General features: G+C 53.5%; 19 protein-coding genes. 3 read left to right on the top strand and 16 right to left on the bottom strand.

Annotated elements, in window-relative coordinates; all coding sequences use genetic code 11:
• Positions 1-19 precede the first annotated feature (19 nt).
• Both zapD and yacG read left to right on the top strand, forming a co-directional pair.
• Entirely contained in the window at positions 20-772 is a 753-nt protein-coding gene (gene zapD, locus L4174_RS02075) for a cell division protein ZapD (RefSeq protein WP_248143931.1), read from the top strand.
• A gap of 7 nt (positions 773-779) precedes the next feature.
• Entirely contained in the window at positions 780-980 is a 201-nt protein-coding gene (gene yacG / locus L4174_RS02070) for a DNA gyrase inhibitor YacG (protein WP_248143930.1), read from the top strand.
• A gap of 53 nt (positions 981-1,033) precedes the next feature.
• On the opposite strand, the gene mutT is transcribed toward yacG, so the two are convergent.
• Positions 1,034-1,432 carry an 8-oxo-dGTP diphosphatase MutT gene (gene mutT / locus L4174_RS02065; protein ID WP_248143929.1) on the bottom strand — a complete coding sequence of 133 codons (399 nt, stop codon included), beginning with the start codon at positions 1,430-1,432 and terminating at the stop codon, positions 1,034-1,036.
• Positions 1,433-1,563: 131 nt separating this feature from the next.
• Entirely contained in the window at positions 1,564-4,284 is a 2,721-nt protein-coding gene (secA, locus tag L4174_RS02060; RefSeq protein ID WP_248143928.1) for a preprotein translocase subunit SecA, read from the bottom strand.
• Between the two features lie 391 nt (positions 4,285-4,675).
• On the opposite strand from secA, the gene L4174_RS02055 reads away from it, so the two are divergent.
• Positions 4,676-5,131 (top strand): DUF721 domain-containing protein, encoded by a 456-nt coding sequence (locus tag L4174_RS02055; protein ID WP_248143927.1) that lies wholly within the window; start codon positions 4,676-4,678, stop codon positions 5,129-5,131.
• A 406-nt stretch (positions 5,132-5,537) separates the two neighbouring features.
• Here L4174_RS02055 and lpxC read toward each other — a convergent pair whose 3' ends face one another.
• The 14 genes from lpxC to rsmH all read right to left on the bottom strand — a co-directional run bounded on the left by lpxC (position 5,538) and on the right by rsmH (position 22,242).
• Positions 5,538-6,455 (bottom strand): UDP-3-O-acyl-N-acetylglucosamine deacetylase, encoded by a 918-nt coding sequence (gene lpxC, locus L4174_RS02050; protein WP_248143926.1) that lies wholly within the window; start codon positions 6,453-6,455, stop codon positions 5,538-5,540.
• 115 nt (positions 6,456-6,570) lie between these two features.
• Positions 6,571-7,755 (bottom strand): cell division protein FtsZ, encoded by a 1,185-nt coding sequence (gene ftsZ, locus L4174_RS02045; RefSeq protein ID WP_248143925.1) that lies wholly within the window; start codon positions 7,753-7,755, stop codon positions 6,571-6,573.
• 33 nt (positions 7,756-7,788) lie between these two features.
• Positions 7,789-9,045 carry a cell division protein FtsA gene (gene ftsA, locus L4174_RS02040; protein ID WP_248143924.1) on the bottom strand — a complete coding sequence of 419 codons (1,257 nt, stop codon included), beginning with the start codon at positions 9,043-9,045 and terminating at the stop codon, positions 7,789-7,791.
• Positions 9,046-9,056: 11 nt separating this feature from the next.
• Positions 9,057-9,824 carry a cell division protein FtsQ/DivIB gene (locus L4174_RS02035; protein WP_248143923.1) on the bottom strand — a complete coding sequence of 256 codons (768 nt, stop codon included), beginning with the start codon at positions 9,822-9,824 and terminating at the stop codon, positions 9,057-9,059.
• A 302-nt stretch (positions 9,825-10,126) separates the two neighbouring features.
• Complete coding sequence (gene murC / locus L4174_RS02030; protein WP_248143922.1) at positions 10,127-11,584, bottom strand: UDP-N-acetylmuramate--L-alanine ligase; 1,458 nt, start codon at positions 11,582-11,584, stop codon at positions 10,127-10,129.
• 19 nt (positions 11,585-11,603) lie between these two features.
• Complete coding sequence (gene murG / locus L4174_RS02025; RefSeq protein WP_248143921.1) at positions 11,604-12,665, bottom strand: undecaprenyldiphospho-muramoylpentapeptide beta-N-acetylglucosaminyltransferase; 1,062 nt, start codon at positions 12,663-12,665, stop codon at positions 11,604-11,606.
• A complete protein-coding gene (gene ftsW / locus L4174_RS02020; RefSeq protein ID WP_248143920.1) occupies positions 12,652-13,860 on the bottom strand; it encodes a cell division protein FtsW in 1,209 nt (402 codons plus the stop codon). Before ftsW ends, murG begins: the two co-directional genes overlap by 14 nt.
• Entirely contained in the window at positions 13,854-15,197 is a 1,344-nt protein-coding gene (gene murD / locus L4174_RS02015; protein WP_248143919.1) for a UDP-N-acetylmuramoyl-L-alanine--D-glutamate ligase, read from the bottom strand. Before murD ends, ftsW begins: the two co-directional genes overlap by 7 nt.
• A gap of 1 nt (position 15,198) precedes the next feature.
• Positions 15,199-16,281 (bottom strand): phospho-N-acetylmuramoyl-pentapeptide-transferase, encoded by a 1,083-nt coding sequence (gene mraY, locus L4174_RS02010; protein ID WP_248143918.1) that lies wholly within the window; start codon positions 16,279-16,281, stop codon positions 15,199-15,201.
• Between the two features lie 2 nt (positions 16,282-16,283).
• On the bottom strand, positions 16,284-17,705 hold the full coding sequence (murF, locus tag L4174_RS02005) for a UDP-N-acetylmuramoyl-tripeptide--D-alanyl-D-alanine ligase (protein WP_248143917.1): 1,422 nt from the start codon (positions 17,703-17,705) through the stop codon (positions 16,284-16,286).
• Positions 17,702-19,219 carry a UDP-N-acetylmuramoyl-L-alanyl-D-glutamate--2,6-diaminopimelate ligase gene (gene murE / locus L4174_RS02000; RefSeq protein WP_248143916.1) on the bottom strand — a complete coding sequence of 506 codons (1,518 nt, stop codon included), beginning with the start codon at positions 19,217-19,219 and terminating at the stop codon, positions 17,702-17,704. Before murE ends, murF begins: the two co-directional genes overlap by 4 nt.
• On the bottom strand, positions 19,206-20,978 hold the full coding sequence (locus tag L4174_RS01995) for a penicillin-binding transpeptidase domain-containing protein (RefSeq protein ID WP_248143915.1): 1,773 nt from the start codon (positions 20,976-20,978) through the stop codon (positions 19,206-19,208). The genes murE and L4174_RS01995 overlap by 14 nt, the downstream gene beginning before the upstream one ends.
• Positions 20,978-21,298, bottom strand: coding sequence for a cell division protein FtsL (gene ftsL / locus L4174_RS01990; protein WP_248143914.1), 321 nt, complete (start codon positions 21,296-21,298; stop codon positions 20,978-20,980). Before ftsL ends, L4174_RS01995 begins: the two co-directional genes overlap by 1 nt.
• Positions 21,295-22,242 (bottom strand): 16S rRNA (cytosine(1402)-N(4))-methyltransferase RsmH, encoded by a 948-nt coding sequence (gene rsmH / locus L4174_RS01985; protein WP_248143913.1) that lies wholly within the window; start codon positions 22,240-22,242, stop codon positions 21,295-21,297. The genes ftsL and rsmH overlap by 4 nt, the downstream gene beginning before the upstream one ends.
• Between the last annotated feature and the right edge of the window lie 58 nt (positions 22,243-22,300).

Here is a 22,300-nt window from a genome sequence, read left to right as displayed (position 1 = left end):
AACAAACAGGCCCGCAACTATGCAGACAACCCGTTTTGAGCACCCGTTAAACGAAAAAGTCCGTATTTACCTGCGACTGGAGTACCTGATGCTCCAGATCAACCATGCCCGTGATTCTGATGATCCCTGGCAATATCAGGTCTTTTTCCGCGCCCTTTTCGACATTCTCGATATTCTCGATCAAGTACAGGTCAAAAGTGAACTGGCCAAAGACCTTGATAAACAACAGCTGCAAATCAAACAGTGGCTGGATGTTGATGGCGTTGATCAAACCGCTGTCCTTGCCCTGCTGGATCAGATGACATCGGTACATCACCACCTGATCACTGCGCCCCGGCTGGGTCAGCACCTCCGGGAAGATCGGTTTCTGGCCGGAATCAAGCAGCGATTTTCCCTGCCGGGAGGCAGTTGCTGCTTTGACCTGCCCAGCCTGCACCACTGGCTGCACCTGTCTTTTGACAGAAAACAGGCCGATATGGCCGCCTGGTATGAGCAGCTTCAGCCCATGGCCCGGGCACTTCAGCTGTGGCTGAGAGTGACACGCGAGTCGGGTCAGTTTAAATCCCGGGTTGCCCGCAACGGATTTTTCCAGCATGATGCCGACAATGCCAGCCTGCTGCGTCTGCAGGTTTGTCCGAGTTATGGGGTTTACCCTATGATATCCGGACATCGCAGCCGGTTCGCTGTTCGTTTCCTGCCGTTTGATGAAGGGCAGGCAACAACAGGCAACCCGGTTGCCGAATGCATTGAATTCACACTAGCGATTTGCTGAGGTTAACGTGTCGCAATCAAGAACACCGACAATCGTCAAATGTCCCACCTGCCAAACAGACGTGGTCTGGGGTGAGCAAAGCCCTTTCCGGCCTTTCTGCTCCAAACGCTGTCAACTGATTGATTTAGGTGAATGGGCAGCGGAAGAAAAAGCCATTCCCGGTGCACCGGATCTGTCGGATTCCGACGGCTGGTCTGAAGAGATGTAATGCGGATGTGCGGTTCTCTGTTTTCAGAGACCCGCACCAATAACCCGACAGGCTTACCGAGCCAACAGCTTGTCAATCACGGGATAATTCGCTTCAGGGAAAGCGAAATCCCGGAGTGCTTCCAGCGCAACCCATTGCCCCGGCTGACCCTCCCGGCCATAAGCTTCGCCGTCAAAAGCTTTGATCAGAAAAAAGTCGAATTTCAGGGCCTTCTCCGGATAATCGTGCTCCAGTGCAATAAAGTGCTCCAGCTCGGTTGCCACAATGCCCACTTCTTCATTCAGCTCCCGGATGACCGCTTGTTCCGCTGTTTCACCGAGTTCGACCTTACCACCGGCAAATTCCCAGAACCCGCCTTTGTGGGAGGTTTCCGGACGACGGGTAATAAATACTTTATCCTGCTGGCTGTTCAGAATAATGCCAGCTGATATCCAGACTCGTTTTTTTTCCACGCTGCTTACCTGTTTCAATCTTTACTTACACCCTGAACTCCAGGATGTTAATCCGAATACAATTTTAACCTGAGTCAGAACAAAACAAAGGCCGCAATAGCGGCCTTCGAACAAAGCTTCACCCGATTCTATCAGCTGATACGACCGTGGCACTGCTTATATTTTTTACCTGACCCACAAGGACATGGCTCATTTCGGCCAACTTTGCGCTCACCACCCGAGAAGCTGTCTTCGCCCCCCTGACTGGTTTCAGCCACAGCACTGGTTGCTTCCTGATGGTTAAACTGCTGACGGCGGGCCATTTCTTCAGCCATACGCTGACGCTCAGCTTCAACCCGGTCTACTTCTTCCTGCTGCTGCACCCGCACCTTGCTCAGGATCGCGATAACATCAGATTTCAGGTTTTCCAGCATATCCTGGAACAACTCGAAAGACTCACGCTTGTATTCCTGTTTCGGGTTCTTCTGCGCATAGCCACGCAGATGGATTCCCTGACGCAGGTGATCCATCGCTGCCAGATGCTCTTTCCACAGAGTATCCAGATTCTGCAGCATCACAGTTTTTTCAAAGTTACGCAGGACTGGCGCCCCCACTGCCGCTTCTTTCTCATCGTAAACACGCACGGCTTCCGAAATGATACGCTCACGCAGCGCTTCTTCATAAAGCTTGTCATCTTTATCCAGCCAATCCTGAATCGGCAGATCCAGATCGAAGTCGACTCTCAGTCGTTCTTCCAGTCCCGGGATATCCCACATTTCATCTAGGGACTGCGGCGGAATATAAGTATCAATCACGCTGTTCAGAACATCTTCACGGTTCTGGACCATCATGTCACTGATGTCTTCAGCAAACATCAGTTCATCACGCAGCTCATAAACCACTTTACGCTGATCGTTCGCGACATCATCAAATTCAAGCAGCTGTTTACGGATATCGAAGTTACGGCCTTCAACCTTACGCTGAGCATTTTCAATAGCCTTGGTCACCCATGGGTGCTCAATGGCTTCGCCTTCTTCCATACCCAGTTTCTTCATCATGGCAGAAACACGTTCAGAGGCGAAGATACGCATCAGACCGTCATCCATCGACAGATAGAAACGGGAAGAACCGGCATCGCCCTGGCGACCGGCACGACCACGCAGTTGGTTATCAATACGACGGGATTCATGACGCTCAGTACCGATAATATGCAAACCACCGGATGTCAGAACCGCTTCATGACGCTCTTTCCACGCGGCTTTGATCGACGCAATCTGTTCTTCAGTCGGGTTTTCCAGCAGCTCGACTTCACTTTGCCAACTGCCACCCAGCACGATATCCGTACCACGACCGGCCATGTTGGTCGCAATCGTCACTGTGCCCGGCTTACCCGCCTGGGCAATAATCTCGGCTTCTTTTTCATGGAACTTGGCATTCAGCACCTGATGCGCAATTCCGGATTTCTTTAGCGCATTTGACAACAGCTCAGATTTCTCAATCGAGACCGTACCGACCAGCACCGGCTGACCATTGGCGACACGCGCCTTGATATCTTCAATAATCGCTTCGAACTTCTCGCGTTCCGTCATGTAAACCAGATCACCCATATCATCACGGATCATTGGCTTATTGGTCGGAACCACGACTGTTTCCAGACCATAAATCGACTGGAATTCGAAGGCTTCAGTGTCTGCTGTACCTGTCATACCAGACAGTTTTTCATACAGACGGAAATAGTTCTGGAAGGTGATCGAAGCCAGCGTCTGGTTTTCGTTCTGAATCTTCACACCTTCTTTGGCTTCAACAGCCTGATGCAGACCTTCAGACCAGCGACGTCCCGGCATCGTACGGCCGGTGTGCTCATCAACAATGATGACCTCGTTGTCCTTCACGATGTAGTCAACATCGCGCTCAAACAGGACATGTGCACGCAGCGCTGCATTGACATGGTGCAGCAGAGAGATATTGGCCGGAGAGTACAGGGTGTCTTCTTCCTGCATCAGCGCATGCTGCTTCAGCAGTTCTTCAACAAACTCCTGACCGTTTTCTGTCAGGTGAACCTGTTTGGATTTTTCATCGACCGTGTAGTGCCCTTCACCACGGTATTCTTCGCTGTCCTCTTTGTCCTGTCTGACCAGTTCAGGGATCAACGTATTAATCTTGGTATAAAGCTCAGAGCTGTCTTCTGCCGGACCGGAAATAATCAGTGGGGTACGGGCTTCGTCAATCAGAATGGAGTCCACTTCATCCACTACGGCAAAGAAACGCTCACGCTGGACCCGGTCTTCCGGACGGAAGGCCATGTTATCGCGCAGATAATCGAAACCGAATTCGTTGTTGGTTCCGTACAGAATGTCACAGGCGTAAGCTTCTTTCTTCACCTGTGGCGGCATCTGGGACAGGTTCACACCTACAGTCATTCCCAGGAATTCGAACAGCGGACGGTTCGTCTCTGCATCCCGGCTCGCCAGATAATCGTTCACCGTAACAATGTGAACACCTTTACCGGTCAACGCATTCAGATAAGCAGGCAGGGTCGCCGTCAGGGTTTTACCCTCACCGGTACGCATTTCAGCAATCTGGCGATTGTTCAGAACCATACCACCAATCATCTGAACATCGAAATGACGCATGCCGAAGACACGTTTGGAGGCTTCACGAACAGTCGCAAAGGCTTCAGGCAACAATTGGTCCAGGGTTTCACCCTGATCCAGCCGCTGACGAAACTCAGCTGTTTTTGCCTTCAGTTCTTCATCCTGCAGGCTCTCAAATTCAGGTTCTAGCTTGTTGATCTGATCAACAATTTTACGCAAACGTCGAATGGTACGGTCGTTGCGGCTGCCGATAACTTTAGTCAGTAGTTTTGATAACATGGCGGTGCCGTTTTACTCTTTGTGATATCAGATCCCAGCACAGGCGCAGGCTGAGGACTCAAAAATTGCCATCATAACGAAGCATTTCCTTGCTCCGCCCCTCTCCAGACAGACAATCATGACTGTCGCCGGGATGAAAACAAATGTCAGTGATGGTGATATTGTGTTTCCCGAACGGAATTTCAAGGGCATCAGGCACAATAACATGCTTTGTGAAATGGAACCATTCACCAAGCCGGCCCCGAACAGCTCCGAATTTGTTATGATAAAAAAATAATTGCAGGAACGCCTAGACTTATCACAATAACTTCGCAACCAGATACAAAAACTTAGATCTCACTCCGTTCCGTGGGTTCTTCGCATTCATTTAATTGAGGTTTTCGGCATTTCTATGAGAGATCACCGTCCCCAGACGACAGCCAGTTTGCTCGATGATGACAGTGCCCTGGGCAATATCCAGCAACGAGCGATGGCACTTCACAAACTCAACAGCCAGGTACAGCAATATCTCAGCTGCGCCCAGGCATGCCGTGTCAGTAACTATCGTCAGGGCATATTGGTGATCGAGGTTGCATCTGCCGCTTGGTCGATGCGATTGAATTATGAGCGCAATCAACTCATCAACCGGCTGCGTGAGCACACCTTGCCCAAATTGCAGGATATTCAAATCAGTATCAATCCTTCACTGGCTGCAGAACCGATCCAAGCCGATAAAACGCCAGTTCTGAAACGCAAACCCATTTCCGAACGTGCCGCCCAGTCACTCATGGAAACTGCTCAGGATGCCCCGGCAAAGATCAAAGCCCGCCTGGAACGACTGGCTGCACTGGCAAACAAAAATAAATAATCTGCTCGGTTTCTTCACATCTCTCAAACGCTCGTTGAGCGATGTGATATCAAACTACAGAAGCCTATTTATCCCTGACTGATTTCAGAGGATTGCGTCTGGCGCCATCACGCCGTCAACAGCTTTTCAGAACAATGGCTGCGCTTCCCATCCAGTAAAAGCTTATTTTTTCATGCACTTATCAATGATAGTTGAAGAAAGTGACTATCAGATCGTTGAAAATCAAGGGATTATCTTTACGGATCAGATGCTGATGTTCTTTGAGGTGTTCAATGAGAGATTGAAAAGACTAAGTGTCAATGGAGGGCAGTATCAAAAAGGATGGGAGATGATCTACCCGCAGGACCGACCAATTTGTTGCAAGTGATGTCCTTGCAGGGCCGGTCGCGAGCAGAAGAAAAAGAGCTTAGGCCAGTACCATACCCGGTTGAGCAAAAGTAACAGGCACGTCCGCTTCATCCTGGAAGGTCGACCACTCATAAGCTTCCTGGTCTGCCAAAACAGCACGGAGCAGTTTATTGTTCAGGGCATGGCCGGACTTATAAGCGACCATTTCACCAATGATATTGTGACCGCACATGTACAGATCACCAATGGCGTCCAGTACTTTATGTGTCACCAGCTCATTGTCAAAACGCAGACCTTCATCATTCAGGATGCGGTAGTCATCAAGAACAATGGCGTTATCGAAGCTACCACCCAGGCACAGATTCTGTGACTGCAGATATTCGATATCACGCATGAAACCAAAAGTTCGGGCGCGGCTGATATCTTTCACAAACGACTGACTGGAAAAGTCCAGAACCAGACGTTGCTGATCTGCATCGATCGCCGGATGATTAAATTCAATCGCGAAGTCCAGACGGAAACCATTGTAAGGTCTCAGCTCTGCCCACTTGTCGCCATCTTCAACACGAACAGTTTTTTTCAGACGCAGAAAACGCTTCGGCGCATTCAGTGTCTCAATCCCGGCAGATTGCAGCAGATAAATGAATGGGCTGGCGCTACCGTCCATAATCGGAATTTCCGGTGCATCCACTTCCACAATCACATTATCAATGCCCATACCAGCCAGCGCGGCATTCAGGTGCTCAACAGTTGAGATGCGTACGCCCTGATCGTTCACCAGCGCGGTGCACAACATTGTATCTCGCACAGAATCAGCATTTGCCGGAAAATCCACCGGCGGATTCAGATCCGTACGACGATAGATAACACCAGTATTTGCTGCGGCCGGGCGCAGAATAAGCGTCACTTTACGACCAGAGTGAAGACCCACCCCAATCGTTTTCACGATGCTTTTTAGTGTACGTTGTCTGATCATCTGCTTACTCGTCTCAACTGACTGATGATTATATATCGACCGCCATGGTGCAAACTTTAATGCGGCCAGGCGGTCATCTTACCATCAATTGTGATCTAACCCAAACTTTTTAAAATTAGTCTGCCTGCTTGCGTAAAAACGCAGGGATATCCAGGTAGTCATGGTCGGCTTGCTGCTTCGGCTTTGCCGCTGTTGCTGCCGCACCTGACTGGACATTTTTCTCTGCCGCTGGTTGCACGGTCTGAGGCTTGATCGTTTCTTCCTGCGGCTCTTGCTGAACCACTGGCTTTTCCTGCACTGCAGGTTTAGCCGTGTTCGTAACCAACGTAATATCAGGCTTCGTTTCTTTGCCAATACCGGTCGCAACAACTGTGACACGCAGCTCATCGCTCATGTCCGGATCCAGTGAAGTACCAATCACCACAGTCGCATTATCAGAAGCGAATGCTTTCACTGTATTACCGACAGTTTCGAACTCATCCAGACGCATATCCAGACCTGCGGTAATGTTGACCAGAACACCACGAGCACCAGCCAGATCGATATCTTCCAGCAGCGGGCTGGAAATCGCCATTTCAGCAGCTTCTTCCGCACGGTCTTCACCGGTCGCAACACCGCTGCCCATCATGGCATGACCCATCTCAGACATCACGGTACGTACGTCCGCAAAGTCGACGTTGATCATGCCCGGACGGGTGATCAGCTCTGCAATGCCCTGTACCGCGTTCTTCAGTACATCATTGGCTTTTGCAAAGGCGTCCAGCAATGTGATGCCACGACCCAGCACTTTCAGCAGTTTTTCATTCGGAATCGTGATCAGAGAATCGACGTGCTTAGACAGCTCCTCAATACCCTGCTCTGCAAACGCCATGCGTTTTTTACCTTCGAAACTAAAAGGCTTGGTCACCACAGCAACGGTCAGAATACCCAGCTCTTTCGCAACTTCAGCAATAATCGGTGCAGCACCGGTTCCGGTACCACCGCCCATGCCAGCCGCGATAAAGACCATATCTGAACCGTCCAGTGCTTCACGAATCGCTTCACGATCTTCCAGCGCTGAGTCACGGCCAACCTGAGGGTTAGCACCTGCACCCAAACCTTTCGTGATGTCACCGCCAATCTGGATCACTGTGCCAACGTTGCTTTTACGCAGCGCCTGAGCATCAGTATTCACACTGATGAAGTGTACGCCTTCAATCGACTCACGGACCATGTGATCAACAGCGTTACCACCGCCACCGCCAACGCCAATGACTTTAATTACCGCTTCATCAGACAATTCCATCATCGGTTCAAACATGTGTTCTCTCCGTTTTTCCTGTTCGCATCAGGTTTAAAATTCTTTTCGTAGCCAACCACTAATTTTAGTGAACAAGCCTGCCACTGAACGCTTGGGCTCCAACTCACTATCTTCAAATGTCTGACTGTCCTTTCCGTAATGCAGTAAGCCTACTGCCGTTGCGTAATGCGGGGCCTGGACATAGTCCGTTAAGCCACTTAATGCCAGCGGTCGGCCCAAACGTACCTGATTGCGGAATACCCGCTCAGCACATTCGACCAGCCCTTCCATTTGTGAGGCTCCGCCGGTTAACACGATGCCAGCTGCCAGCTGGTGTTTGACACCCGTATTACGCAGTTGTTCTTGTATTTCCACCAACTTTTGATTCACCAGACCCAGCAATTCGCTGTAACGCGGTTCAATCACTTCCGCGAGTGTCTGGCTTTGCAAGCTGCGCGACGGTCGTCCGCCCACACTAGGAACGTCGACTTTGGCGTCTTTACTGACCAACTCGCTCAGTGCGCAGCCGTACTTCACTTTGATTTCCTCAGCATCCCCCGGAGGGGTGCCAAAGGCATAGGCAATGTCGCTGGTGACCACATTACCTGCATAAGGAATCACTTCCGCGTGCCGGAGTGCACCGCCTGTCCATACAGCCATATCCATGGTTCCGCCACCGATATCGACCACACAGACACCCAGTTCACGCTCATCCGCCGTTAACACCGCATAGCTGGCAGCCAACCCTGAAAAGATCAACTGATCCACTTTCAGGCCACAGCGTTCAACCGCTTTCACGATGTTTCTTGCCATGTCATTATGGCAAGTGATCAGATGCACGCTGGCTTCCATTCGCACACCAGACAAACCAACCGGGTTTTTAATCCCCTCCTGGTAGTCAATGGCAAATTCTTGCGGGATAACGTGCAACGTTCTGTGCTCGTCACTGATTTTGACCGACTTTGCCGTGTGAATGACGTTATCCACGTCATCCTGAGTCACTTCTTTGTCGGAAATCGGCACCATACCTTTTTCGGTCTGGCAACGAATATGTTTCCCGGACAGAGACAGATATACAGAGGCAATCTGACAATCTGCCATAAGTTCCGCCTGGTCAACCGCCCGTTGCACGGATTTGACGACAGATTCGAGATCGTTGACGCCACCCTTATCCATGCCTTTAGACGGGCTGCTGCCCACACCAATGACATTCACCAGGCCGTCCGGCAATGCCTCACCCACCAAAGCACAAACTTTGGAGGTACCGATATCAAGGCCAACGATGAGTTTTTTATCTATAGCCTTCGTCATTAGCGCACGCTCTATTCCTGAACCACTTCTTCATTATTCTGCTGCCAACCTACGGCGACACCCGTATCGTAACGCAGATCGACATAATCTATTGCTTTGCCCTGCTGTTCCAGCTCGGGGTAAAGCCATAAAAAGCGCTTGATTCGTTCCAGTCGCGCTTCCCGCCCCAGCTCCAGCCGAATGCCGTTACTGAGCCAGATTCGCCAGGACCGCCGTTGATTCAATGACAGCCTAACAATTTCCAATCCGCCACGCTGCAACTCAGGTTGCATTTCGCGCCACGTTTTAAGCATTTCTTCGCTACTACCGTCCGGACCTTCCAGCGTCACCAGAGATTCACCGGATACGTCCGACGCAGGCGCCTCAAACACCAGTCCCTGCTGATTGACCAGAAACTTGTCGTTCCAGACCGCCGCAGGTCGGTGCTCGACCAGATAAACTTTTACCGTATCCGGCCATTGTTTGCGGACCGATGCCTGCGCAACCCAGGGAAGCGATTCCAGTGTATACTGAATTTCATCAACATCCTGCAGCATAAAACTGCTTAATGCCCCCATCTTCAGGATTCCCTGTCTCACCTGCTCCGTTGTCAGATGTTCCAGATCGCCCTGAATGATCAGTTGCGACAGCGGCATCCGGTTGGCATCTGTCATCCAGTGCATCACGGATACAAAGAGCCAGATCATTCCGGCAATCACCAAAGCCAGAAAGCTCAGGCCGCGCCACTGGGACCATGGGCCGGAAACCCAATGATTCTGCTTTAAGGCTGCCTCAGTCATGATTTAACACTTCATTTCCTGAACCATATCAGTCTGCCGTTATTTTGATCACCAGACAAGCGAAGTGAAGACTTACCTGTCATAAAATTTCACCAGATCCAGGCGAGGACAGCAAAAAAGTTGGCCGATTATACCGACCAACACGAAGCTCTCCAACTATTGTCCGCAATTTCCTGCCGTGAAACATCATTGCATATTCATCGACAGGATTTTTCAGCCTTTTTCCACAAGCTTAGCGAAAAAGCGCAAGAAAGTGACACAAAATATCCTAGATTTTAACGACAGGCTGGCTCTGGAGCACATTATTTCTTCATTTCTTTCTCATCCAACCCTAGTGCAGCCAGTTGACGTGCAATTTTACCAACATCACCAGCACCTTGCGTCAGGACCAGGTCATTCTCTTGCATAACATTCGCCAGAGCGGCAGGTAATGCGGCTGCATTCGGAACAAAAATCGGATCGATCTTACCCCGGCCACGAATGGTCCGGCACAATGAGCGGCCATCAGCGCCCGGAATCGGAGCTTCACCCGCACTGTAAACATCCAGCATCAGCAGGACATCCACCTGCTCCAGCACATTGGCAAAATCATCATAAAGATCACGCGTCCGGCTGTAGCGGTGTGGCTGGAAGATCATCACCAGCCGTTTGTCCGGCCAACCGGCACGAGCCGCCTGGATTGTCACATCAACTTCACTCGGGTGATGACCGTAGTCATCCACCAGCATGACTTTCCCTTTTCCGGTTTCAAACTCGCCAAGGTGGTCAAATCGGCGACCCGTTCCTTCGAACTCAGCCAGCGCACGCAGAATCGCGTCATCTTCTACGCCTTCTTCCGTCGCAACAGCCACAGCAGCGGTCGCATTCAGAGCATTATGGCGACCCGGGATATTCAGCGTCACCGACAAAGCTGGCTTGCCTTTTCGCAGGATCGAAAAATGGCCCTGCTGCCCCTGCTGACGGTAATCAACAAGACGTACATCCGCATCTTCAGAAAAACCGTAAGTGATCACCTGGCGGCCGACACGCGGCAACAGTTCACGCACGACCGGATCATCAATACACATCACCGCCAGACCGTAGAACGGCAGATTATGCAGAAAATCAATAAAGGTCTGTTTGAGGTTTTCGAAGTCACCACCATAGGTATCCATGTGGTCTGCTTCAATGTTCGTCACCACCGACACCATCGGTTGCAGGTGGATAAACGACGCATCACTTTCATCCGCTTCAGCAATCAGATAACGGCTGGATCCCAGACGGGCATTGGTTCCGGCACTTTTCACCAGACCGCCGTTCACAAACGTTGGATCCAGGCCAGCCTCTGAGTAAATCTGAGTTGTCAGTGCTGTGGTGGTGGTTTTTCCGTGCGTACCGGCAATGGCAATACCATGACGATAACGCATCAGCTCTGCCAGCATCTCAGCGCGGCGTACCACAGGAATACGCAATGCACGCGCGGCTTTCAGCTCCGGGTTATCTGCAGCAATCGCCGTCGAAACGACCACGACGCTGGCGCCTTCCACGTTACTGCTGGCATGGCCGAAAAACAGCTCTGCACCGCGCTCTGAAAGACGTTCAGTCACAGAATTCGGCGTGATATCTGAGCCGCTGATCCGATAACCTTCGTTCAGCAGTACCTCAGCGATACCACTCATACCGGCACCGCCTATTCCAACAAAGTGAATGCGCTCAACCCGGCGCATTTCTGGCACCATCGTTCTGATTTTGGCTATTTGCTGGTTATCCAGTTTATTCATCACTCTGTTCTCTTATCTGTTACTTTGCCTGCGCCTTGATCACATCTGCCACCCGGACATCTGCGTCAAGTATTGCAGCTTTTCTCGCCGCCCCGGCCATATTCAGCAATGCAGGGCGGTCCAATGTGGCAATCAGCTGAGCCAGTTTATCTGCCGTCAGTTCTGGCTGCTCAATCATATAAGCGGCGCCGCAAGCGACTAAATGGTCGGCGTTAAGAGCCTGCTGGCGGTCCTTATGCATAAAAGGAACGAAAATCGCACCGACACCTGCTGCTGACAGTTCTGAAACGGTCAGAGCACCGGAGCGACAGACCACCAAATCAGCCCAGTCGTACGCGGATGCCACATCATCAATAAATTCAGTCACTTTGTACTGAGACGCACCAGCATCGGCATATGCCTGTTCGGTAGCCATCTGATTGCCTTTTCCGGCCTGATGCCAGATATCAACGGCCTTGCCCAGAATTGCCGCAGCCTGTGGCAGCGTCTGGTTAAGAATCCGCGCGCCCTGGCTTCCGCCCATCACCAAAATACGGGTCGGACCTTGCCGTCCGGCCAGCCGTAATTCAGGCCCGGCCAGTTCGGTTACATCACGGCGAACCGGATTTCCGACCACCGTTTTTCCCGGAAACGCACCCGGAAACGCCTGCAATACACTGGCTGCAATTCGGGAAAGCCAGCGGTTGGTCAAACCCGCCACAGCATTCTGCTCATGCAAAATCACCGGAATTCCGCTGAGCCAGGCAGCCACGCCACCCGGTCCGCTGACATATCCGCCCATCCCCAGCACAGCATCCGGCTGCCAGGCCTTGATATAACGACGGGCCTGCGCAATGGCGCCCAGAATCTGGAACGGTGCAGCCAGCAGCTTCTTCAGTCCCTGACCACGTAATCCTTTGACCTGAATAAAATCAATCTCAATACCATGCTTAGGTACCAGCTCGGCTTCCATCCGGTCCGCGGTGCCCAGCCAGCGAATTTCCCAGCCTTGCTGCTGGAGCTGGCGAGCAACAGCCAGCGCCGGAAATACGTGGCCACCTGTTCCGCCTGCCATGATCAACAGGCGTTTATTTTTCGTCATTGTCATTTTCATCACTTGATTGAGCATGGCCGAAGCGTGCCTGATGGCGCTGCTCATGATCGATACGCAGTAAGATTGCCACTGCAGTCGACATTATGAATAAGCTGGAGCCACCATAACTGATCAGCGGCAAAGTCAGACCTTTGGTCGGCACCATGCCGGCCGCGGCTCCCACATTAACCAACGTCTGAAAGGCAAACCAAAAGCCTATCCCGAAAGCCAGAAAGCCACCGAACAACTGACCGGACTGCAAACTTTTCCGGCCAATCAGCAGTGCCTTGAAGACCAGCGCAAAAATCAGCAGTAATACAACAGTCACTCCCGCCAGCCCCAGCTCTTCAGCCAGAACGGCAAAAACGAAGTCCGTATGGGCTTCCGGCAGATACTCAAGTTTCTGAATTGAATTTCCCAGCCCTTGCCCCAGCCAGTCACCCCGGCCAAAAGCCATCAGCGACTGGGTCAGCTGATAGCCACTGCCGAAGGGATCTTCCCAGGGATCCAGGAACGCTGTCACCCGTCGCATCCGGTAAGGCTCAAAAACAATCAGCATCACAATGCCGACCAGAGCCATCGACAGCATCGCAAGAAACTGCCACAACCTGGCCCCGGCAATAAACAGCATGCCAACCGTGGTCACAAACATCACCACGAAAGAACCCAGATCCGGCTGTTGCAACAGCAGAATCGCCATCAGCGCCAGAACTGCCAGGGGTTTGATAAAACCGTAAAAACTCTGCCGGACCTGCTGATACTGGCGCACCAGATATCCTGACAGAAAGACAAAAAGCGACAGCTTGGCAACTTCGGCTGGCTGCAAGTTAAAAATCCCCAGCGGGATCCAGCGCACCGCACCGTTAACCGAGCGCCCCAGCACCAGCACGATCACCAGTAACGCCAGTGAGACGAACAACATCGGAACACTGAGCTGTCGCCAGCGCGCCAGCGGAACCTGGACCATCAGCGCTGCAATCAGCAACGCGCAAACCAGAAAGAAGGCATGGCGCAGAGCAAAATAGAAAGGAATGTCAGTCAGTCGGGTGGCGACCGGGACAGAAGCCGAGCTCACCACTACCAGCCCGGTCACCATCAGAGACAGGCTGATCCACACCAGTTGCCGGTCATACTGACATGGCGGTGCCGGCCGGCTAAACCACTGGCTGATTTCGAACAGGGCTTCTTTGACCCCTTTCAGCATACGTGCGCTCCCCGCACCTGATCTTTCAGGCTCTGCGCCAGTTCCGCAAAGGCATCCCCGCGAGCCATAAAGTTCGGGTACTGGTCCAGACTGGCGCAAGCCGGTGACAACAGAACCATGTCTCCGGCTGTTGCCTCTGCCGCGGCCATTGCCATCGCCTGATCCAACGTTTCCACCACGACCGGATTGGCAGTCAGAGAAACAAACCGGTGACCGTCACGACCGAAGCAGTACAGCTGCACGTTCAGTGTTTCAAGAATGGCTTTCAGCGGCGCAAAATCTGCGCCTTTGCTGTCACCACCAACCAACAGATGCAAACGGCCCGGGATCGAAAGTCCGTTCAGCGCCGCCAGCGTACTGGCGAGATTCGTTGCTTTAGAATCGTTGACCCAGTCTACGCCATGCGCCTGCACCACGCGCTGACAGCGATGTGGCAGGCCGGTATACCGGCGCAGTACCCGGCAGGATGCTTCGCGATCAATGCCGGCCGCATCGGCCAGTGCCAGCGCAGCCAGACTGTTGGCAACATTATGACGGCCTACCAGCGCCAGCTCCCGGCTCGGCAAAACCGGTTCACCGTTGACGGCAAGGTATTCTTCCTGCTGATATTGGATCAGACCGTAATCCCGGTCATCAAAACCAAAGCTGGTCTGTTTACCGGAAAATTCAGCGGGCTGTGTCGCTGCATCGTCCCGGTTGCTGATCGCCAGCCGGGCATGACGGAAAATCCGCTGCTTTGCCAGACCGTAATCCGCAAAGCTGTCGTATCGGTCCATATGATCTTCAGACAGATTCAGATAGGCCGCCGCAACCAGATCCAGCGAGCTTGTCGTTTCCAGCTGGAAGCTCGACAGTTCCAGAACATACAGCGCATTCTGTTGCCCCAGCATATTGAGTGCCGCCAGGCCGATATTGCCGCCGACACCAGCTTTCATGCCAGCTTCCGCTGCCATTTCACCCACCAGACTGGTGACCGTACTTTTTCCGTTTGAACCGGTAATGGCGACGACAGGTTTATCCGCCGCCCAGGCAAAGAGTTCGATATCGCCGACAATCGGGATTCCTGCGTCGGCAGCCGTTTTCAATTGCGGTGTCGCTAATGCCACACCAGGATTGGTGACAATCAGATCGGCCGCCAGCAACCAGTCCATCTGCCACGCACCGGCACTCAGCGCGACATCCGCTGGTAACTGATCCTGACCCGGCGGATTGGCACGGGTATCAATCACCCGGATCTGCGGTGCCACAGGCTGTCTTTTCAGATAATTCACCACAGACAGCCCGGTCACGCCCAGCCCCACGACAACGACATTTTTTGCCAGTGCCAAGCGTTCCATCTTAACGTACCTTCAGGGTTGCCAGCGCAAACAGCACCAGCATCAGAGTAATGATCCAGAAACGCACGATGACGCGCGGCTCCGGCCAGCCTTTCAGTTCATAGTGGTGATGAATTGGTGCCATCCGGAAAATCCGCTGACCACGCAGTTTATAAGAGCCCACCTGCAGGATCACAGACACGGTTTCCATCACGAACACACCGCCCATGATCACCAGCAGCAATTCCTGACGAACCAGAACCGCGATGGTTCCCAATGCGCCACCCAGCGCCAGTGAACCCACATCACCCATAAAGACCTGAGCCGGATAGGTATTGAACCACAGGAAACCCAGCCCGGCCCCGACAATCGCGGCGCAGACGACCACCAGTTCACTGGCATCGCTGATATAAGGAATATTCAGGTAGCTGGCGAAGTTCACGTTGCCGGTTGCCCAGGCAATAAACGCCATCCCTGCCGCAACCATCACGGTTGGCATAATGGCCAGTCCATCCAGGCCATCCGTCAGGTTCACAGCATTACTGGTACCCACAATCACGAAATAGGTCAGGACGATATACAGCAAACCCAGTTGTGGCATCACTTCCTTGAAGAACGGCACCACCAGCTGTGTTGCCGCCGTGTCTTTTCCGTGTACATACAGAGCAAACGCCACGACCAGCGCAATCACTGACTGCCAGAAATACTTCCAGCGGGCGACCAGGCCGTCGGTATTTTTACGGACAACCTTACGGTAGTCATCGATGAAACCCACAACGCCGTAACCCAGCATCACCGTCAGCACGGCCCAGACATAAGGGTTACTGAGATCAGACCAGAGCAGCACGGTCAAAGTGATGGCGGCCAGGATCATAATCCCGCCCATCGTCGGTGTTCCGCGCTTGCTGAAATGAGACTCCGGACCATCATGACGAACAACCTGTCCAATCTGCATCATCTGCAAACGAGCGATCAGGCGAGGTCCCATCCACAGGGAAAGAATCAACGCTGTCAGCACGCTGATAATGGCGCGAAACGTCAGGTATTCAAACAAACGGAAAAAAGGAAAAGTCGACTCAAGTAAGTCTGCTAACCAAAAAATCATTCTTATAAGTCCTGCAATGCGGCAATCACATCTTCCATCCGGGCGCTGCGCGCCCCTTTTGCCAGCACTGTTATCTCTTGTTGTTGTTGAGGATCCTTCAAGGATTCCTGATGAAGATGCTGCTGTACCAGTGTTGTCAGTTCGTCCAGCAGAGCTGGTTTATCACTGAAATGCTGTCCCTGATTCAGCGCACTGACAATGGCACTGTCTTTGCCGAATGTCATCACGCGGTCCAGCTGTTTTTGCCGGGCGTAATCCGCAATCTCACGATGCATCCGCTCACTTTCCAGTCCCATCTCAGCCATGTCGCCAAAGACCAGCCAGCGTTGTCCCTCGAAATCAGCCAGCAGATCTATCGCAGCTTTCACAGATGCCACACTGGCATTATAAGTGTCGTCAATCAGACGCAGTCCGGTTCTGGGTTTCAGGATCAGAGCACGGCCTTTCACTGCCATCATCTGTTCCAGTCCCGCCACGACCTGCGTCAACGTCGCCCCCATTGCCAGAGCCAAAGCTGCGGCCGCCAGCGCGTTGGCAACATTGTGACGTCCGGCCACCGGCAGCGTGAGTGTCACATCACCGGCAGGGGTATGCATTGTAAAGCAAGGGCAGCCCTGAGGGTTAATGCTAATCCCGCTGGCTGAGAGCCCTGCGACAGTTTTCTGAGCCGTTTCAGCCGCCGCTTCCGGCATGCCAAAGCTGATAACCTGCTTGTCAGCAAGTACTGGCTGCCAGATTTCAAGAGCGTTGGAATCAAGGTTGATTACAGCCGTGCCGCCCGGCACCAGCCCTTCAAAAATCTCGCCTTTGGCTCTTGCCACGCCATCCATCGAGCCGAAGCCTTCCAGATGAGAAGCCGCCAGATTGTTGACCAGCGCCGCCTCTGGCTGAACCAGCGCCGTGGTATAGGCGATTTCTTTCTCATGATTCGCACCCAGCTCAATCACGGCAAAATCATGCTCCGGTGTCAGACGCAGCAGCGTCAGCGGCACACCGATGTCATTATTGAAGTTTCCGGCAGTGGCCAGCACCTCACCGCACTGACCCAGAATCGCCGCAACCATTTCCTTCACCGTGGTTTTACCGCAGCTGCCCGTCAGAGCCACCGTCTTCAGTCCGTGCTCACGGGTCATCTTCGCTTTCAGCCAGGCCCCCAGTTGCCCCAAAGCCAGCCGGGTATCGTCGACCAGCAGCTGCGGCAACGCTACGTCCAGCGGTCGGCTGACCAGCAGTGCTGCTGCTCCCTGCGCCTGAGCCTGTGTGGCGAAATCATGGGCATCAAAACGCTCACCTTTGAGCGCAATAAAGAGTGTCCCCGGCTCAATCGTCCGGGTATCGGTTGATACCATCCCGATACTGACGTCCTGACCAATCAGACGGGCGTCCAGCGCCCTCGCCAGCTCGTTCAGTGTCACCTGAATCATGCGTGTGTCTCCAACAAGGCCTGAACGGTTTCACGATCGGAGTAGTGAATTGTTTTCCCCGCCAGGACCTGATAATCCTCGTGCCCTTTTCCGGCCACCAGCACAATGTCATCGGTGCCGGCCTGAATGAATGCCTGTTTACAGGCTTCGGCCCTGTCATGGATGACCTGGACCCGTTCTGGGTACGTCAGGCCAGCCAGCATATCGGCGACAATCTGTTGCGGTGATTCACTGCGCGGATTGTCGTCGGTCAAAATCACATGGTCTGCCAATTGTTCGGCCACGGACGCCATCATCGGTCGTTTACCGCGATCCCGCTCGCCACCGCAGCCCACCAGACACCACAATTGCCCTTCGCAATGGTGGCGCAGGGCCGCCAGCGCTTTCTCGAGCGCGTCCGGGGTGTGAGCATAATCAACCACCATCATAGGTTTGTCAGCGGTCTGAAAAACTTCCATCCGGCCAGTCACGGCCTGCAGACGTGGTGCTGCCGCCAGCAGCGCATCCAGCACATAGCCGAGCGATAACATCGTTGCCAGCGAGAGCAGCAGGTTCGACACATTAAAGGCGCCTACGAGAGGTGCAGTGAATTCACCCGCCCCCCAGTTGGAGTCAAACGATACTGTCACGCCCTGAGTGGAGTAACTGACAGCGGTCAGCCACAGTTTCGGTCCGCTATGTGCCGCCAGACACTGCCGGTCGGTGGCAACTGCCACGGCATCAGATAAGGTCATGAGCCAAGCCCGCCCAACGGCATCATCGGCATTGATCACAGCAATACCTGCATGATGCTGGGTAAACAGGCTTTGTTTCGCAGCTGCGTACGCATCCATATCACCATGGTAGTCAAGGTGATCCCGGCTCAGGTTGGTGAAAATACTGGCAGCAAAATGCACAGCCTTGACCCGCCCCTGCACCAAACCATGCGAGGAAACTTCCATGGCGGCAAAGTCCGCCCCCTGACGAGCCAGATCAGCCAGCGTCCGCTGAATATCGATGGCGTTCCCGGTCGTATTCATCGCAGGAACCAGGCTGCCGAGCAAACCATTTCCTGTGGTGCCCATCACCCCGGAAGTCCGTCCCAGCAATGTTGCCCATTGGGCCAGCAGCTGACTGACCGTGGTTTTACCGTTGGTGCCGGTCACCGAGACCAGCTGAAGTTTCTGATCCGGCTGGCCATAGGCCCTTCCCGCCGCCTCGGACAACCGATCCTGCAGGTCTTGAATCGCAATCACCGGAACATCGTCCAGATAATCCACCTGTCCGTCTGACTGATTCTCTTCGGCCTGAGCCAGCACCGCTGCGGCTCCTGCAGCAATTGCAGCAGCAATATACTGGCGACCATCCACGGCATGGCCCTTAATGGCCACAAAAATACAGCCCGGCGACACCGCCCGGCTGTCCATTGTCAGCTCACGCACAGCCAGTGCCGCGACAGATGGTGTCAGGACGGCTGGATCAAACCAGGGAGCCAGCAGCTCCCCCAGAGAAAGTGAAACATCAGGTTCCGGCATCAGATTTGCCTCTGTTGTGTACGATATTTAATTGATCACCCTTTCCGGCATCAGGTTTGACATTCAGAATCTGCAAGGCACTGCCCATCACTTCTGAAAAAATCGGTGCCGCAACCTGACCCCCATAATACGCATCGCCCTGCGGCTCATTTACCACGACAACCATGGCAATCCGCGGCTCACTGATCGGTGCCAGACCTGCGGTCATGGCAACATATTCATCACTGTAGCCCCCGGCAGCCGCTTTTTTCGCGGTCCCCGTTTTGGCGCCAACCCGGTAACCCGGCACCGCAGCCCGCTTGGCACTGCCGTCCGCGTGAGTCACGCCTTCCAGCATATTCAGAACTTTACGGGTATTCGCTGCAGAGACTACCTGACGACCAGGTACCACAGCCTCAGTTTTCAGGATCGACAATGGCCGGTTTACGCCCATCGCTCCCAGAGTTGCGTAAGCGCGCACTAACTGAATCGGTGTTACCGAAATACCGTATCCAAATGCCAGTGTTGCGCGTTCAAAATCAGACCAGCGACGGCGATCCGGAAACAGCCCCTGGGCTTCACCAATCAGGTTAATCCCCGAGGCTTCTCCCAATCCCATCCCGCTGTACATGCCAAGCACGGCATCAACCGGCATTGCCAGTGATAATTTGCTGACCCCGATGTTACTGGACTTTTTCAGGATTTTCGCCAGATCCGCCTTGCCGACCCGGGACACGTCCCGGACCCGGCTGCCGCCGACCTGCATAATGCCGTTGCCGGTATCAATGATGGTTTGCTCATCAGCAACACCGTTTTCCAGTGCTGCCAGCACCACAAAAGGTTTGATCGTAGAACCCGGCTCCATTGCATCGGTAATAGCCCGGTTACGCATCCGGAAGCTTTGCAGCTGATCGCGATTGTTTGGGTTGTAAGACGGGGCATTGACCATTGCCAGAACCTCGCCGGTTCGGACATCCACCATGACAATCGATGCAGAAGTTGCGTTGTAATCCACCACAGCCTGCTTCACGGCACGATAGGCGACGGCCTGCAGGCGCTGATCGATACTCAGGGTCAGCGGTTTACCAGGCTCCCGCTGTTTGAGGGAAATGTTTTCGACCACCCTGCCGTAGCGGTCTTTTCGGACGGTGCGGCGTCCCGGTTCTCCGGTCAGCCAGCCGTCGTAGGTGCGTTCCACTCCTTCCAGACCGCGTCCGTCAATACCGGTCACCCCGATCAGGTGCGCACTGACTTCTCCAGCCGGATAAAAACGGCGGGACTCATCTTTCAGTCCGATACCGGGCAGTTTCAGACGGCCGACATAAGCCGCCATCGCCGGGCTGACCTGACGTTGCAGATAGATAAACCGACGTGCTTTGTTCTCTTCCAGTCGGGACAGCATCTCTTTGCGATCCAGCCCGAGAACATCGGCCAGCGCATGCCAGCGGGCCGGTTCGGTAATGCCGCCATGCTTATAGATATCAACAGGATCAGCCCAGACCGCCTGTACCGGTACACTGACAGCCAGTTGCTCATCATTGCGATCGGAAATAATGCCCCGTGCAGAAGGCATCGCTTTGACACGCAACGAGCGGAGGTCTCCCTCCTGAATCAGCTTGCCCGGCTCCAGAACCTGGATATACGCAGCCCTGCCAATCAAAGCGATCAGAGCCAGTGCGATAATTACGCAGATTAACCCGAAGCGCCAAGGAATAAAGGCGGATGAGGCAGATGCAGGGCGTGGGGTTTGCGGTTCGGGAGCAGACGTGTCTTTTTTCATCACTGCACAACAACTTCGTTATTTGTATTCGGGCGCTTCATTTCAAGCGCCTTCTCAGCCTGAGTTTCAATACGGCTGTGTTCTGCCAGCGAGTTTTCCTCCAGCAGCTGGTTACGCCACTCAATGTCGAGGTCATCCCGCTCAATCAGTAACTGCTCCTGCTGCGCCACCAGCTGACGTGACTGGTGAGTGATATACACCACTCCGAGTGCCGAGATCAGCACCAACACCATGAGTACCAGCGGCACACGGCCGACTGTCGCCAAATCGCGACCGATCTGACGGATCAGACTGTCTGCAGGTGTTGGCTGAATACTCATAGGCGCTCTGCCAGTCGCAATACCGAGCTGCGAGCTCGCGGATTATGCTGCGTTTCCGCTGCCGTTGGCTTAATCGCCTTACCAACAGCCTTCAGATCGGCACTGCCCAGCGCTTTAATCTGGTCTTCAGTAAGCGGCAGACCTGCCGGGATCTCCGGTCCTTTGCTCTGCTTCCGGATAAAACGCTTCACCATACGATCTTCCAGTGAATGGAAGCTGATCACGGACAGACGGCCTCCCGGAGCCAGCACCTCAAGGGCACCATGCAGGGCGGTATCAATTTCTTCCAGTTCACTATTGATATAAATGCGGATTGCCTGAAAACTGCGGGTTGCCGGATGTTTGTGCTTGTCTTTAAACGGTGACACATCCGCGATCAGTTTCGCCAACTGGGTCGTTCGCTCCAGCGGCTGATTGTCCGGGTTCGTCCGGTATTCCACGATGCCGCGGGCAATTCGCTTGGCAAAACGTTCTTCCCCGAACTCTTTCAGTACCCAGGCAACATCGTCAGCATCAGCTGTCGCCAGCCATTCTGCCGCAGACACACCGGAAGTCGGATCCATTCGCATGTCCAGCGGGCCGTCTCGCATGAAGCTGAAGCCACGCTCGGCATCATCAAGCTGAGGCGAGGAAACGCCAAGATCCAGCAGCACACCGTCAATTTTGCCGGTCAGACCCAGGTCAGCCATATAACCCGCCATACCGGAAAAAGGGCCATGGATAATGGAAAAGCGCGGATCGTCAATCTTAGCCGCTTCCGCAATCGCCTGCGGATCGCGGTCGATGGCATATAACCGGCCATCTTCACCAAGTTGGGACAGGATCAGGCGACTGTGGCCGCCACGGCCAAAAGTGCCATCGATATAGATGCCGTCTGGTTTGATGGCCAGGCCATCGACAGACTCATGGAGCAGCACGGAAACATGTGCAAATTGTTCGGACATAATTGTTGATTCAGCTGAATAAAAAGCGTACTGAAGGCACCGGCCGGATGCCCTCTCC

Origin of the sequence: Photobacterium sp. CCB-ST2H9 (assembly GCF_023151555.2) — a bacterium.
Lineage (GTDB): Bacteria > Pseudomonadota > Gammaproteobacteria > Enterobacterales > Vibrionaceae > Photobacterium.
The sequence above is the reverse complement of the archived record's forward strand: the minus strand, read 5'-3'. Positions and strand labels throughout refer to the sequence as shown.

Coding starts and splice junctions, on each gene's coding strand:
- zapD (WP_248143931.1), top strand. CDS start 20: ATGCAGACAACCCGTTTTGAGCACCCGTTAAACGAAAAAGTCCGTATT.
- secA (WP_248143928.1), bottom strand. CDS start 4,284: ATGTTATCAAAACTACTGACTAAAGTTATCGGCAGCCGCAACGACCGT.
- L4174_RS02055 (WP_248143927.1), top strand. CDS start 4,676: ATGAGAGATCACCGTCCCCAGACGACAGCCAGTTTGCTCGATGATGAC.
- lpxC (WP_248143926.1), bottom strand. CDS start 6,455: ATGATCAGACAACGTACACTAAAAAGCATCGTGAAAACGATTGGGGTG.
- ftsZ (WP_248143925.1), bottom strand. CDS start 7,755: ATGTTTGAACCGATGATGGAATTGTCTGATGAAGCGGTAATTAAAGTC.
- ftsA (WP_248143924.1), bottom strand. CDS start 9,045: ATGACGAAGGCTATAGATAAAAAACTCATCGTTGGCCTTGATATCGGT.
- L4174_RS02035 (WP_248143923.1), bottom strand. CDS start 9,824: ATGACTGAGGCAGCCTTAAAGCAGAATCATTGGGTTTCCGGCCCATGG.
- murC (WP_248143922.1), bottom strand. CDS start 11,584: ATGAATAAACTGGATAACCAGCAAATAGCCAAAATCAGAACGATGGTG.
- murG (WP_248143921.1), bottom strand. CDS start 12,665: ATGACGAAAAATAAACGCCTGTTGATCATGGCAGGCGGAACAGGTGGC.
- ftsW (WP_248143920.1), bottom strand. CDS start 13,860: ATGCTGAAAGGGGTCAAAGAAGCCCTGTTCGAAATCAGCCAGTGGTTT.
- murD (WP_248143919.1), bottom strand. CDS start 15,197: ATGGAACGCTTGGCACTGGCAAAAAATGTCGTTGTCGTGGGGCTGGGC.
- mraY (WP_248143918.1), bottom strand. CDS start 16,281: ATGATTTTTTGGTTAGCAGACTTACTTGAGTCGACTTTTCCTTTTTTC.
- murF (WP_248143917.1), bottom strand. CDS start 17,705: ATGATTCAGGTGACACTGAACGAGCTGGCGAGGGCGCTGGACGCCCGT.
- murE (WP_248143916.1), bottom strand. CDS start 19,219: ATGCCGGAACCTGATGTTTCACTTTCTCTGGGGGAGCTGCTGGCTCCC.
- L4174_RS01995 (WP_248143915.1), bottom strand. CDS start 20,978: ATGAAAAAAGACACGTCTGCTCCCGAACCGCAAACCCCACGCCCTGCA.
- ftsL (WP_248143914.1), bottom strand. CDS start 21,298: ATGAGTATTCAGCCAACACCTGCAGACAGTCTGATCCGTCAGATCGGT.
- rsmH (WP_248143913.1), bottom strand. CDS start 22,242: ATGTCCGAACAATTTGCACATGTTTCCGTGCTGCTCCATGAGTCTGTC.